The 13,300-nt window shown below is 65.7% G+C and carries 16 protein-coding genes and 1 tRNA gene; 15 read left to right on the top strand and 2 right to left on the bottom strand.

Going from position 1 to position 13,300, the window contains the following annotated elements:
• Positions 1-84: 84 nt before the first annotated feature.
• The 7 genes from OXG33_01790 to OXG33_01820 all read left to right on the top strand — a co-directional run bounded on the left by OXG33_01790 (position 85) and on the right by OXG33_01820 (position 6,724).
• The gene (locus OXG33_01790) at positions 85-1,092 is read left to right on the top strand and encodes a YihY/virulence factor BrkB family protein (GenBank protein MCY4112656.1); all 1,008 of its coding nucleotides are present in this window, start codon (positions 85-87) and stop codon (positions 1,090-1,092) included.
• A 78-nt stretch (positions 1,093-1,170) separates the two neighbouring features.
• Entirely contained in the window at positions 1,171-2,316 is a 1,146-nt protein-coding gene (locus tag OXG33_01795) for a glycosyltransferase family 1 protein (GenBank protein MCY4112657.1), read from the top strand.
• A gap of 56 nt (positions 2,317-2,372) precedes the next feature.
• Positions 2,373-3,785, top strand: coding sequence for a sugar transferase (locus OXG33_01800; protein MCY4112658.1), 1,413 nt, complete (start codon positions 2,373-2,375; stop codon positions 3,783-3,785).
• Positions 3,786-3,813: 28 nt separating this feature from the next.
• Positions 3,814-4,923 (top strand): glycosyltransferase, encoded by a 1,110-nt coding sequence (locus tag OXG33_01805; protein MCY4112659.1) that lies wholly within the window; start codon positions 3,814-3,816, stop codon positions 4,921-4,923.
• Positions 4,924-5,595 (top strand): hypothetical protein, encoded by a 672-nt coding sequence (locus OXG33_01810; protein ID MCY4112660.1) that lies wholly within the window; start codon positions 4,924-4,926, stop codon positions 5,593-5,595.
• A gap of 11 nt (positions 5,596-5,606) precedes the next feature.
• Entirely contained in the window at positions 5,607-6,194 is a 588-nt protein-coding gene (locus OXG33_01815) for a hypothetical protein (protein MCY4112661.1), read from the top strand.
• Positions 6,194-6,724 carry a hypothetical protein gene (locus tag OXG33_01820; GenBank protein MCY4112662.1) on the top strand — a complete coding sequence of 177 codons (531 nt, stop codon included), beginning with the start codon at positions 6,194-6,196 and terminating at the stop codon, positions 6,722-6,724. The genes OXG33_01815 and OXG33_01820 overlap by 1 nt, the downstream gene beginning before the upstream one ends.
• On the opposite strand, the gene OXG33_01825 is transcribed toward OXG33_01820, so the two are convergent.
• The gene (locus OXG33_01825) at positions 6,721-7,737 is read right to left on the bottom strand and encodes an aldo/keto reductase (GenBank protein ID MCY4112663.1); all 1,017 of its coding nucleotides are present in this window, start codon (positions 7,735-7,737) and stop codon (positions 6,721-6,723) included. The genes OXG33_01820 and OXG33_01825 overlap by 4 nt on opposite strands.
• An 8-nt stretch (positions 7,738-7,745) precedes the next feature.
• Entirely contained in the window at positions 7,746-8,762 is a 1,017-nt protein-coding gene (locus OXG33_01830) for an aldo/keto reductase (protein MCY4112664.1), read from the bottom strand.
• Positions 8,763-8,899: 137 nt separating this feature from the next.
• Between OXG33_01830 and rplU the strand changes: the two genes are divergently transcribed.
• From rplU to OXG33_01870, 8 genes are all read left to right on the top strand, one after another.
• Positions 8,900-9,229 carry a 50S ribosomal protein L21 gene (rplU, locus tag OXG33_01835; protein MCY4112665.1) on the top strand — a complete coding sequence of 110 codons (330 nt, stop codon included), beginning with the start codon at positions 8,900-8,902 and terminating at the stop codon, positions 9,227-9,229.
• Between the two features lie 20 nt (positions 9,230-9,249).
• The gene (gene rpmA / locus OXG33_01840; GenBank protein MCY4112666.1) at positions 9,250-9,504 is read left to right on the top strand and encodes a 50S ribosomal protein L27; all 255 of its coding nucleotides are present in this window, start codon (positions 9,250-9,252) and stop codon (positions 9,502-9,504) included.
• A 12-nt stretch (positions 9,505-9,516) separates the two neighbouring features.
• Positions 9,517-9,589: transfer RNA gene (locus OXG33_01845), tRNA-Ala, on the top strand.
• 108 nt (positions 9,590-9,697) lie between these two features.
• A complete protein-coding gene (locus tag OXG33_01850; GenBank protein MCY4112667.1) occupies positions 9,698-9,925 on the top strand; it encodes a DUF6364 family protein in 228 nt (75 codons plus the stop codon).
• Positions 9,922-10,329: a PIN domain-containing protein gene (locus OXG33_01855; GenBank protein MCY4112668.1), complete on the top strand. Its 408-nt coding sequence runs from the start codon at positions 9,922-9,924 to the stop codon at positions 10,327-10,329. Before OXG33_01850 ends, OXG33_01855 begins: the two co-directional genes overlap by 4 nt.
• Positions 10,330-10,596: 267 nt before the next feature.
• The gene (locus tag OXG33_01860) at positions 10,597-11,586 is read left to right on the top strand and encodes a phosphoribosylaminoimidazolesuccinocarboxamide synthase (protein MCY4112669.1); all 990 of its coding nucleotides are present in this window, start codon (positions 10,597-10,599) and stop codon (positions 11,584-11,586) included.
• A 29-nt stretch (positions 11,587-11,615) separates the two neighbouring features.
• Positions 11,616-12,260, top strand: coding sequence for an HAD-IA family hydrolase (locus tag OXG33_01865; protein MCY4112670.1), 645 nt, complete (start codon positions 11,616-11,618; stop codon positions 12,258-12,260).
• A 291-nt stretch (positions 12,261-12,551) separates the two neighbouring features.
• On the top strand, positions 12,552-13,268 hold the full coding sequence (locus tag OXG33_01870; protein ID MCY4112671.1) for a hypothetical protein: 717 nt from the start codon (positions 12,552-12,554) through the stop codon (positions 13,266-13,268).
• The last annotated feature ends 32 nt before the right edge of the window (positions 13,269-13,300 follow it).

Below are 13,300 nucleotides of genomic sequence, written 5' to 3' on the forward strand. Positions count from 1 at the left end.
GTCGGCGCACGCCCAGCGTGACGCGCCGCCGCACGCCCGCAACTCTGGCACTCTTGGTCGCAGATCATGGATGGCGACGCACCCGTGAAGCAGCGCGGTTTCCGACGACGGGTGGGCGGGCTGGCTCGGGCGGCGCGATCCCTGTCGCGGAGCATCGCGGACACGGCGCGCCGCGCCCAGGATCACGTCGGCGGAACCGCTGAGTCGATCACCCGCGCAACGATGGCGTGGATCGAAGCCACTCCCCAGCTCCGCGTGCTTTACCTGACGGCGGACCGGTTTGGCACCCAGCAGCTCCCCACGTTCGCCGCCGCCATCAGCTTTCAGACCTTTATCTCCCTGTTTCCGCTGATTGGCTTCATCACGGCCATCGCGGCGTTTCTGGTGGAGCCCGAAGTAATGGTGCAATTCGTCGCGGACCAATCCGGAGACCTGGCCCCCGGGGCGGAGGACTTCCTGGAAAGCACGCTGCCGTCGATGGCCGCCGTCCGCGAAAGCGTGGGCGTCATCTCGCTCATCGCGCTCCTGTGGACCGGCAGCAATCTGTTTGGCGCGCTGCGCCGCGGCCTCGACGCGGCAACGGGCGCGACCCGGCGGCGGACTTTTGTGCAGGGCCGAGCGCTGGATCTCGCCACGACGATGGCCACCGGCGGGTTGCTCGCCCTTTCCGTGACCGCCACGGCCGTACTGACGTTCTTGCAGCAATCTGAGCTACTTGGGGGCGACTCGCCATTCGCCTGGCTCGGGTGGTTGCTGCGCTGGCTTGGCGTGCTGCTCCCGATCCTTTTCGCCACCGGCGTGTTCGGGTTGATGTATCACCTGGTGCCGGCCGAGCGCCTGGCCTGGCGCCCGGCGCTGGCGGGCGGACTGGTAGGAGCCGTCGGCTTCGAGATTGGGAAGAACGCCTTCGTCTGGTACACGGCCAACTTCGGCTCGTTCAACGCGATTTACGGCCCGATTGCGACGGTTGTCTTGCTGCTGATCTGGATCTACTTCAGCAGCATGATCTTCCTGGCCGGCGCGGCATTCGGCTCGGCGGTGTCCGCCGCGATGGGTCCCGGCGAGCCCCCCGGACCTGGCGCCGCAGCTTAGGGCGCTGCCGAAACGTTACATCCGTCACCCGTGACACACACGCGTCACGGGCCCGGCGTTGTAGGGTAGTCACTCGGGATGGCTCACATCGCCCTCAACGCGCTGCCGGTATTCACCGAAGCCACATTCCGCAACGCCGGCGTGAGCCGCTTCAGCGCGCGCCTTATCGATGCCGTGCTCGAGGCCGACGCCACGCACCGATACTCGGTCTTCCTCAACGACAGCGTGGGCGAGCCGCCGTTTCGCACCGGGCCCGACGTCCGTCTGCGGCGCACACGGCTCCCAACGTCGCGCACCTGGGTGCGAATTCTCTGGGAGCACCTGGTGGCGCCGGGGCACCTCGCCCTGGCCGGCGCCGACATCGTGCACTCATTTCTGAATGTGACGCCGCTGGCCGCGCCGGGACGGCATGTGGTGGTGGTTCACGACCTGTCATTCCTGCGGGCGCCCGAGACACACCCGGCCCACCGGCGGTGGTATCTGCATGCCGCTACCCGGTTGTCCGCCCGGCGAGCGAGCGCCGTGCTGGCGGACTCCAAGTCGACGCGCCGCGATCTCATCGAGCTGTTCGGCGTGCCGCCGGACAAGATTTCGGTGGTCTACGCCGGTGTGGAACCGCAGTTCCATCCGCGCCCCGAGGCCGAGGTCGAGGCATTCTGCGCGGCGCACGGCGTGCGGCGGCCATTCGTCCTCAGCGTGGGGACCATCGAGCCCCGCAAGAACGTCGACGTGCTGATACGCGCGTTCGCCCGTTTGCGACGCGAGGGCCGTTACGCGGGCTCGCTGGTCATCGTTGGAGGACGTGGATGGATGGGCGTGAATGTGCCCGACCTCATCCAAACGGCACAGGTGGTCGATCACGCGCGATGGCTCGGTTACGTCGATCAATGGGAGCTTCCCTTTTGGTACAGTGCAGCCGACTTGCTGGTGTACCCCTCCAGTTATGAGGGGTTCGGCATGCCACCGCTTGAAGCCATGGCCAGCGGCACGCCTGTGATTACATCCAACCGGTCGTCGTTGCCCGAAGTCGTGGGAGACGCCGGGATCACTGTCGAGCCACGGGATGAAGCCGCCCTGATCGACGCCATGGCCCGAGTCCTGGAGTCACCCGAACGCCGCGAGGCCATGCGCTCGCGGGGCCTCGCCCAAGCCCAGCGATTCAGTTGGGAATCGGCAGCAGAGACATGTCTCAACGCGTATCAGAGCGTCCTGAAATCGCGCTAACCACACCGGCGCCCCCACCCCAGTCTGTGGGCCGCGCCCGCAGGACGCCGTGGCGCGTGCTCACCTCACCGTGGCTGACCGCCCTGGGCGATGTGGCCGTGCTGTTCGGCGCCTTCGTGTTCGCTTACGCCCTGCGCTACGTCTGGCGCCTGGGTCCGGAGCTCAACGAGTTTCAGTTCACGCCCATCGACGCCTATTGGGTCGTCGCCGGGCTCTTCATCCCCGTCACGGTGCTGAGCTTCTATGTGCTGGGGCGCTATTCGCGGCGGCGCAGCGTGTCCGTCCTGGACGAGCTGCCGCGGATTGCGGCGGGCGTGGTGATCGGCACCGCGGCGGTAGTCTTCGTGTTCTTCGTCTCTCGGCCGCTGTTTTTCTCGCGTCTGATGTTCATGTATCTCGGGGCGGCCGGCGCCGTGTGCACGCTGGTGTGGCTGGGATTGCGGCTGAGCCTGGTGCAGGTGGTGCGCCGGGCCGGCTTCGACAACCAGCGCATCCTGGTCGTGGGCAGCGGGGTGGTGGCCAAGTACCTGATGCAGCAATTGACCGCGTCGCCGGCCTCGGGCAACCGGGTGATCGGCTACCTGGAAGAGAGCGACGACCAGGCCAATGGCACGGGATTCGGCCGCTTTCAGCGGCTGGGCGACCTCAACGACCTGGAAGTGCTGATTCGAACCGAGACGATCGACGTGGTGTATATCGCGCTGTCCGGAACGACCCAGCACAACTTGCAGCCGCTCATCGAGCGCTGCCGGGTCCACGGCGTGCGGTTCCGGGCGGTGCCCGATCTGCTGGAAGCGCAGTTTGGCCGCATGGAGATCCACCCGTTGGCGGGAATCCCCCTGGTCACCCTGAGCGACAATGCCATCGTCGGCTTCAAATTCGTGCAAAAGCGCGCGCTGGACGTCGTGGTGAGCCTGCTCGGGCTTATTCTCAGCGCGCCGCTGTGTCTCGTGATCGCGATTGCCATTCGGGTGGATTCGCGCGGCCCCGTCCTGTTTCGCCAGACGCGCATCGGCAAAGACGGCGCCGAGTTCACCCTGTTCAAGTTCCGGTCGATGGTGGTGGACGCGGAGGCCCTGAAGCGTCAGATGATCGCCGGCGGCCCGCACCCCGCGCTCTTCAAGATACGCGACGACTCGCGGCGCACCCGGGTCGGACGCGTTCTGCGCCGCATGAGCTTCGACGAGCTGCCGCAGCTCTTCAACGTCCTCACCGGCAGCATGAGCCTGATCGGACCGCGGGCGCAGGTATCCGACGAGGTGGCCCAGTACGACGAGTGGGCGCGGCACCGCCTGCGTGTGCATCCCGGCCTCACCGGACTTTGGCAGGTCAGCGGACGCAGCGACCTCCCCTTCGAGGAAATGGTGATGCTCGACACGTACTACGTCGCCAACTGGTCGCTTGGCCTCGACCTGAAGATCCTGGTGAAGACAATTCCGGCCGTGCTGTCCGGACGCGGCGCATTCTGAGATCGCGCCGAGCCGCCGGAGTGCCGGAATGAGCGTCGCCCTCGTCCACGACTGGCTCAATCAGCAGGGCGGCGCCGAAGTGGTGCTGGAACAACTGCACGCGATGTATCCGGACGCCCCCGTCTACACGTCGTTCTATGCCCCGGACCTCGTGGACCCCGCCTTTCGCCGACTGGACGTTCGCACCAGCTGGCTGCAACGCCTGCCCGGCTGGCGCACGCGGCATCAAGCCTTTCTCGCGCTGTATCCGCTCGCGTTCCAGTCGATGCGGGTCCGAGACGCCGAAGTGGTGGTAAGCAACGTCAGCGCGTTTTGCAAGGGCGTCCAAACCCCGCCGGGAGCGGTCCACGTGTGCTACTGCCTCACGCCAACGCGATTCGTGTGGATGCCGGAGGCGTATCTGCTGCGCGAGGGCTATCCCGCCTGGCTGCCCCGCGCGCTGGCGCCGCTGCTCTGGTGGATGCGGCGGTGGGACCGCGCGGCGGCGCAGAACGTGACGCAGTTCGTCGCCATCTCGCAGGCCGTGGCCGAGCGCATCCGGCGCTTCTACGGACGCGAGGCCCTGGTGGTGCACCCGCCCGTGCATACGACGCGGTTTGCGCCCACGACGGAGGTGGACGACTACTTTCTCGTCGTGTCGCGGTTGATTCCCTATAAACGCATCGACCTGGCCGTGCGCGCGTGCACGGAGGCGTCGCTGCCGCTTCTGGTCGTGGGCGACGGCCGCGACCTACACTCCCTGCGTCGGATGGCCGGGCCGACCGTCACGTTTGCCGGCCGCGTGTCCGACGACGAGGTGCGACGGCACATGGCGCGCTGCCGCGCGTTCGTGTTCCCCGGTGAGGAGGATTTCGGCATCGCTCCGGTAGAGGCCCAGGCCGCCGGCCGCCCGGTGGTGGCATACGCCGCCGGCGGCGCGCTGGAGACCGTGCGCGACGGCGAGACCGGCGTGCTGTTTCCCGAACCGACCGTGCCCAGCCTGCGGCAGGCCCTGGAGCGCGTCACCGACATGACAATCGATTCCGCCCACCTCGTGCGGCATGCCGCGCAATTCGACGCCTCCGTGTTTCAGGCGAAGCTGCGACGGGCAATCGACTTCACCATCGAGCGGGCGCGCGCGCCCGAGGCGGCGGGCTAGGTGTCGTCGGCACGCTTCGCGCAAGTGGTGCGGCGATGGTGGGTATTCATCGCCGCCGTCACCGGCGCCACGATCGTCGCCGCCGTCCTGTGGCAACTCATCGGGCCGGTGGGGCTGCGCGCCGAGGCTGAGTTGGTCCTGACGCTGAACCTGCCGGAGGAAAGCCAGCGGCTGCAGTACGGCGCCGAAAGCAGCCGGGCGCAGGCGGCGGGAATCGTGATCGAGGACCTGGCGCGCCTCACGCGCGGCCGTGAGTTGCTGCGGCTGGCGCACGCGGAGGTGCTCGACGCCGGCCACACCATGGACTTTCGCACCATGTTCGAGACCATCGACGTCTACCCGCTCTCGCGCGGGCTGCGCATCGAGCTGGATTGGGGCGACGGACCGGCGGCGCAAGCGCTGATCGACAGCATCGTGATGCTGCTGATCGACAACCAGAATTCCTACTACCCCACCCTCGGTGAGATCGGCACGCTGCGGCTGATCGACAAGACCGACGAGCCCGAGCGTCCGCCGCGGGCGCTGGCGGCGCTGGACGTGGTGCTCAAGTCCGCGGTGGCGCTGATCCTGGCCGTTGCCGTGGCGCTCTTGGCGGATTGGCGGCTCAACCGGCTGCATGAGTCCGATGTGACCGACCTGATCGACGCGCCGGTGATCGGCCGCCTGCCGTGACCGGGCCGTTCATGCGCTGGCAATCACTCGTCATCGCGGGCGCGGCGGCGGCGGTGATCGCCGTGATCGTGAGCGCCATCGTGGTGGCTGTGGCCGAGCCCGTCTACCGCGCGTCGACCGACGTCTCGATCCGACCGCGGATCGCCGACCTGGGCGCCTCGGAAGCCGCGTCGCGCCTGATCCGCAACTACGCCGTCTGGGTCGACTCGGAGGACTACGCCGCGCGGCTAGGCCCGGAGGTCCGCGGCGGCCTGTCCGATGCCGAGATCGTCAAGCGCGTGCGGACGAACGGCGACTCCGACCGGCTGGTGGTGACGATCCAAGCCGAGGACGAGGACGCCGACCGCGCGGCGGCGGTGGTGAACGGGCTGGCGGATGCGCTGGTCGCCGAGGTGGCCACGCCGGCCCGCCTGAACGACCCGGAGAAGGGACTCGAGATTGCGGTCATCGATGCCGCGAAAGCGCCCGGCGCACCGACGTGGCCGCGGGGCGAGGTGGTGATCCCAGTCGCGGCCATCGTGGGCGCCGTGGTCGGCGCCGCCGTGGCCTGGCTGATCACACCGACGATGCCGCCCGCGCGAAACGAGGGCGACGCCTGATGGGCCAAAGCGGCGCCGGTAACGCGGAGATGCCCGGCATCGACGAGCTGCGCACCAACGTGCTCGTGGCCCTGGCCGACGCGCCGCATTCGCTGGTGGCCGTGACCAGCCCCCGCACCGATACGCGGCGGTTGGACGTGGCGGCGGCGCTGGCGGAATCGGTGGAGCAAACCGGACGTCGGGTGGCGCTGGTCGACGCGGACGTGTCCGAGCCGCGCGACGAATCGGCGGCGCCCTCGAGCACCGCAACCACAACCGCGCCGGCCGTCTCCGAGTCGAATCCGGCGCTGCTCGTGGCCGAGGCCTTTCGGGACCTGCTGGCCGACACCGCCGACGCCAATGACCTGGTGGTGGTGGCGTGTCCGCCGGTGCTCGACGTGGCCGAGACGCGCGCCGTAACCGCGGCGTGCACCGCCACCGTGCTCCTGGCCTCACAGCGGACCTCGCGCCGCGATTCCACGGTGCAGGCCGCCAGGGTGCTCCGCGAGGCCGGCGCGCGGCTGCTCGGCGTGGCGCTGCGCCGCTCCTAGGCGTTCCGGCGCAGCGGACCGAGATCGGCCGGCGGCAGCTCATCCGCCAGCATGCGCGCGTAGGCCGCGCGGGTGGCGGCGTCGGCTTCCTGCATGACGGCGGCGGGAATGTCGGCCTCGGCCGCGGCCACCGCCACGGCGACCTCGTCTGGATTGCGGAATCCCACGAGAGCCGTTGAGACGGTCTGATTCTCAATGACCCAGCGCAGCGCGAGCTGCGGCAGGTCCAGTCCGGCCTGCTGCGCCAGCGCTCGCACCTGGTCGACGACCTCCAGGTTCCGCGGCAGGTGATCGGCGCGAAACAGCGGCAGGCCGAAGGCATACCCGGTGCCCCGCCAATCCTCCTCGTCGAGCTTGGTGTCCGCCGTCAACTGCCCGGCCAGGACGCCGTGCGCGAGCGAGCCGTAGGCCATCACGCCCACGCCGTGCTCCTCGCAGGCGGGAAATCTGCGCTCGGCGTGGCGCCGGTCGAGCATGTGATAACCGACCTGGTTGGCGACCATGGGCAGGACGGCTGCGGCTTCGACCATCTGCTCGGGCGTGTAGTTGGAGACGCCGACGAACCGGACCTTGCCCTCGTCGACCAGCTCCTGGGCGGCGCCCATGGTGTCGGCGATGGGCGTGTCGGGGTCCGGCCAGTGGTGCAGAAACACGTCGACATGGTCCATGCCGAGATTCCGCAGGCTGCGCTCGCAGCTGCGGCGAAGCGTCGCGGGCCGGGCGTCCAGCCGGTTGGCCTGCACGGATTCGTCGTGCTCGATGCCGAACTTGGTGACCACGATCGCTTCATCGCGTCGCCCCTGAAGGGCCGCGCCCAAAAGCACCTCGGAGTGCCCGAAGCCGTAGCCGGCGGCGGTGTCGAACAGATTGATGCCCTGATCGAGCGCGGCGTGGATCGTGGCCGTGGCCTCGTCGTCCATGGCCGCGCCGTAGAAGCGTCCACCCATGGGCCAGCCGCCGAATCCAACCACGCTCACGCGGAGCTCCGGCGTCCCCAGCTCGCGGTATTGCACGCCCGCTCCTAGGCCTCCCGTCGCAGCGGACCGACCTCGGCCGGCGGCTGCTCGTCGGCCCGCATGCGCTCGTAAGCCGCGCGGGTAACGTCCTCAGCCTCGTGCATGACGGCAGCAGGGACGTCCGCATCGGCCGCGGACACCGCCGCGGCGACTTCGTCCGGATTGCGGAATCCCACCAGCGCGGTCGAGACGGTCGGGTTTTCGATGACCCAGCGCAGCGCCAGCTGCGGCAGGTCCAGATCCGCCTGTTTCGCCAGCGCTCGCACCTGGTCCACGACCTCGAGATTCCGCGGTAGGTGATCGGCGTGAAAGATCGGCAGGCCGAAGGCATAGCCCGTGGCACGCCAGTCGTCGTCGTTGAGCTGGGTGTCGAGCGTGAACTGCCCGGCCAGGACGCCGTGCGCCAGCGAGCCGTAGGCCATCACCCCCACTCCGTGCTCCTCGCACGACGGGAAGATCCGCTCGGCGTGGCGCCGGTCGAGCATGTGATAACCGACCTGGTTGGCGACGATCGGCAGAACCGCCGACGCCTCGGCCATCTGTGCCGGCGTGTAGTTGGAGACGCCGATGAACCGCACCTTGCCCTCGTCGACCAGCTCCTTGGCGGCGCCCATGGTGTCGGCGATGGGCGTGTCGGGGTCCGGCCAGTGGTGCAGGAACACGTCGATGTGGTCTATGCCCAGGTGCCGCAGGCTGCTTTCGCAGCCCCGGCGCACCGCCGAAGGGCGCCCGTCGCGCCGGTAGGCGTGGACGGATTCGTCCCGGTCGATGCCGAACTTGGTGACCACGATCACCTCGTCGCGCCGCCCGCGCAGCGCCGCGCCCATCAGCGCCTCGGAGTGCCCCATGCCGTAGCCGGCGGCTGTGTCGAACAGGTTGATGCCCTGGTCGATCGCGGCATGAATGGTGGCCGTGGCCTCGGCGTCCATGTCCGCGCCGTAGAAGCGCCCGCCCATGGGCCAGCCGCCAAACCCGACCACGCTCACGCGAAGCTCCGGCGTTCCCATCTCGCGGTACCGCACGCCCACACCCTTTCGCCGACCCGATTCGTGCGAAGCATGCGCCCAGCACCGGCGCGGGTCAACCGCGGCTGATACCATGTGAGCGGTGCGCCGTGCCCGAAATCCGGCGCCCGCCCCACGCATCCACGAGGAGTCCTATGTCGTTCGCGGTGATCCGCTCGGGTGGCCAGCAGTTCCGCGTGCAGCCCGGCGACGTGATCGACGTGGAGCTGCGGGACGAGTCGTCCGGACCGGTGGCCTTCGAGGACGTGCTGCTGATCAATGACGACGACGGCCGGCACGTGGGCACGCCCACGCTGGACGGCGCGACCGTCCGCGGCACGGCGTTGGGCGAGGTCAAGGGGCGCAAGGTGCGGATCTTCACCTACCACGCCAAGAAGCGACACCGGCGGCGCATGGGCCACCGGCAACGCTACACGCGGGTTCGCATCGACGGCATCGACCGGTCGGCGGCGAGCGACGAGTAGACAGAGAGGCAGAGAGACTCATGGCACATAAGAAAGGCCTCGGCAGCAGCCGCAACGGCCGCGACAGCAACCCCAAGATGCTGGGCGTCAAGCGCTCGGACGGCGAATTCGTGCGTCCCGGCGAGATCATCGTGCGGCAGCGCGGCACCAAGCTGCTGCCCGGACCCAACATCGGCGTCGGCCGCGATCACACGCTCTTCTCGCTGATCGAAGGCCACGTCGTCTTCGAGCGCATGCGCGGGCGCACCCGCGTGCGCGTGGCGGACGCGGCCTAAACTACAGCCTCAGGGCCGATAGCTCAGTCGGAAGAGCGCCGCACTCGCATTGCGGAGGTCGTGGGTTCGAGTCCCATTCGGTCCACCCTCGATGGCGTGCATTCCAAGTGGTCATGGACCGCTGGAGTCCCACAGCCGTTATACGTATACTTGACTTAGAGCACCGTATACGTGCATTAGGCGCCGATTCCCGATGAAGCAAAAGCTCACCATCACGGTAGACGCCGAGCTGCTCCCAGCGGCCAAACGGTATGCCCGCTCCCGCGGCGTGTCCCTCTCGTCGCTGGTCGAGCAATCGCTCCGGGAAATGGCCGGCGGGAACATGCAGTCGTTCTCCACGCGTTGGCGAGGCAAGTTTCGGGCAGCGGAGCGTCAAGATGACCCGCGCTACGACGCATTGGCCAAGAAGTTCCTCCAATGATTCTCCTCGACACCGACGTGCTCATCGACGTCGCGCTGGACAGGACTCCACACTCGGACCCGGCTTCCGAACTTCTGGATCGGATCGAGCATGGCGCGGAGGCCGCCTACATCGCGTGGCACTCCGCGTCGAATTTCTACTACATCGTCTCGCCGGTGCTCGGAGGCACAAGCACCCGCGAGTTCATTGCCGAACTAACCCGCTTTGTATCGGTGGCTACCACCGACACGGAGAGTGTCCGGTATGCCACGGCGCTGCCAATGGCCGATTTCGAGGACGCCATCCAGGTAGCCGCCGCCCGTGCTTGCGGGGCTCGCCATATCGTCACGAGGAATGTCAGGGACTACCAACGCTCCCCCATCCGTGCAATCAGCCCGCAGGAGTCGCTCAGTGAATTGTTCTGATGCTCGGCGAGTCAGCCCCGAGAAGGTCACGTGAACAGCCTCAGGCCCGACGGCTCGGTCGGAAGAGCGCCGCACTCGCATTGCGGAAGTCGTGGCTGCGAGTCCCATTCGGTCCACCATCACGACTTGAATAAGCCATTTCAAGAAGCCGACATTTGGCAAATTTCAAGCTCCTCCTACGGGACGGGAGACATCCGTCAGGCCGGTAGTATATTGGGCAATCGGGCCATCTCGTATAGGCGCTTGATCTCGCGGAGGCAACAGTAGATGGAGAATGACATTTACACCCCAGAGGGCTATACGGATCGAATACGACAAGAGCTCGGAAACTGTCTCACTGAGACGAATCTTTCTCATGGTGAGAAGTTTATAGGCAAAGTACGGGATCGATACGATCTTGGAGACCGTTTGGCCCTCATCACCACCGACCGTCAGAGTGCCTTCGACCGGGTGCTCGCCGCTATCCCTTTCAAAGGGCAGGTCCTCAACCTGACGAGCGCATGGTGGTTCGAACAGACCCGACATATCGTGCCAAATCACGTGCTATCCGTCCCCGATCCAAACGTCACGATTGCCAAGCAATGCATCGTCTTCCCGATTGAGTTCGTGGTGCGTGGATACATCACCGGAACCACGAGCACCGCCCTCTGGACGGTCTACCAGAGTGGTCAGCGTGAATACTGCGGCATCGATCTGCCCCGCGGCCTGGTGAAAAACGAAAAACTCCCGACGAACTACCTCACACCGACCACCAAGTCGGAGGATCACGACCGTCCGATCAGCCCCGACGAGATCGTATCCGAAAACTGGATGACGGCCGCCGATTGGGAACAATGCAGCCACATCGCGCAGCAACTTTTCGCATTCGGTCAAGCCAAGGCAGCCGAGCATGGCCTGATTCTCGTGGATACAAAATATGAGATGGGCCGTGACGAGAACGGCGAGATCCTTCTGATCGACGAGATCCACACCCCCGACTCGAGTCGCTACTGGATCGCCGACTCGTATCAACAGCGCATGCGCGAGGGCCGGGAACCCGACAACGTCGACAAGGAATTCCTCCGGCTCTGGTTCACGGAGAACTGCAACCCCTACGAGGATGAGGTCCTCCCACCGGCGCCGGACGACCTTGTCATCGAACTCTCACGACGCTACATCTACCTCTACGAGAAGATCACCGGTCGCTCTTTCGAGTTTCCAGGGGCGGACCAACCCATCGAGTCGCGTTTGGCAAGCAACCTTCAAGGAAACACATGAAGGTGTACGCCGGGCGATAGCGACCACCGGTGAAGAAATTCATTCTCTTTGACCATGATGGGGTTCTGGTGGATACCGAATTCTGGTATTTCAAAGCCGGAGAGCGCGCCCTCGCCGACATCGGGTTCACCATGGATCGAGACCAATACCTCCGAGACATGATCCAGGGAAATGCCACCTGGGCCCAAGCCGTCGCGGCAGGTATTGATGAACAGACCATCGGCAGGCAGCGCGAGATCCGCAATGCCTACAATCAGGAATATCTTCGAACCGAAGACATTGAGATCGAGGGTGTCCTAGAAACGCTGGACGTACTTGCCGATGAGTACAGGATGGGCATAATCACCACCTCCAAACCGGATGATTTCGCCTTGATTCACAAACGTCGCTCCATCCTGGACTATATGGACTTCTATTTGGCCAGGGATGACTACGAGAGAGCCAAACCACATCCCGAACCCTATCTGAAAGGACTCGAACGCTTTGGCGCCACTGCTACTGAAGCGGTGGTCGTTGAAGACTCGTCGAGAGGCTTAGCGTCGGCAATAGCGGCGGGAATTGACTGCATCGTGGTTGCGAACGAGTTCACTGCATCTCACGACTTGTCCCAAGCAACTGCCAAGGTCGCTACGTTTAGAGAATTACCAACTGCCATAAAAGGATTAGCGAGCTAGCCAGGCGCTATCGCGGCCGCGCCTGACGCCTGCGCGATAGAGGGCGGGTGGCGAGACGGGAGCAGTGCATATGAGCACGAGGCGGGTCGTCATCGTCGGTGGAGGCTTCGCCGGGCTCAGCGCCGATACAGGCGGCGGGTGTCCCCGCGCCCCGCCGCAGACCTGGCGCGGATGCCTCCTCGGGAAAGTATGAGTACACTGGATCGCGGATTGTTTCCTTAGCGCTCGTCGAACTACATCGCTTGGACATCCGTGAGGCGACGCGAATAGAGATTGTCGGAGGAGTTATTCGTGGCAACCAAATACGCAGGCTTCGCTTTGATGGCCGGAATGATCCTGATCATGTTGTCCACCATGCTCCTGCCGGGCAACGTGCTCGTTGGCGCCGTGGACCAGACCGATTTCGTGGCAGCCCGGGACGCATTGGGCGACTCGCCGATCCTGGCGCACTGGATGACGTTCCTGACCATAGTTTCACTGTTGCTCATGTCCTTCGGACTATTCGGCCTCTATCCCGCGGCAAGCCGGCAGGCTGGGCTTGCCGGCAGGCTGCTGCAGTTCGGCATATTCATTTCAGTCATTGAGTGGACCATACTCATCATCGTCGCCGGCATGAGGCACTTCGTCATCCACCTGATGCAACGCAGTGACCTGACCGCCAACGAGATTCTGACTGCGGCGGAATTTCAGGCCGTGGCTCTGGCCGTGCATACCAACATGACGGGAATCGGGTTGGCGTTATATGCGTTGTTCCCAATGGCAACCATCCTCTTGGGCATCGGGCTGTCCAAACGGTTCAACTCGATGAACATTTACAAAGCGTCCAGCTACGTTATGGTGGCTGGTGGAGTGTTGGGACTCCTCATCTTCCTGATTGCTATGAATGCTCCGGACTTTGGCCTCTTGACCATGCTTATGATTAACAACTCCGTCCTCTACGTGCTTTCACTTGCCCTGATAGTCATCGGGTACGGCATGTACCGGGAACGGCAAGAACTCGTGCCGTGATCCCTCTCGCCGCGCCACCATTCGAGGCCCTG

It is taken from the genome of Chloroflexota bacterium, assembly GCA_026708035.1.
GTDB lineage: Bacteria > Chloroflexota > UBA11872 > UBA11872 > UBA11872 > JAJECS01.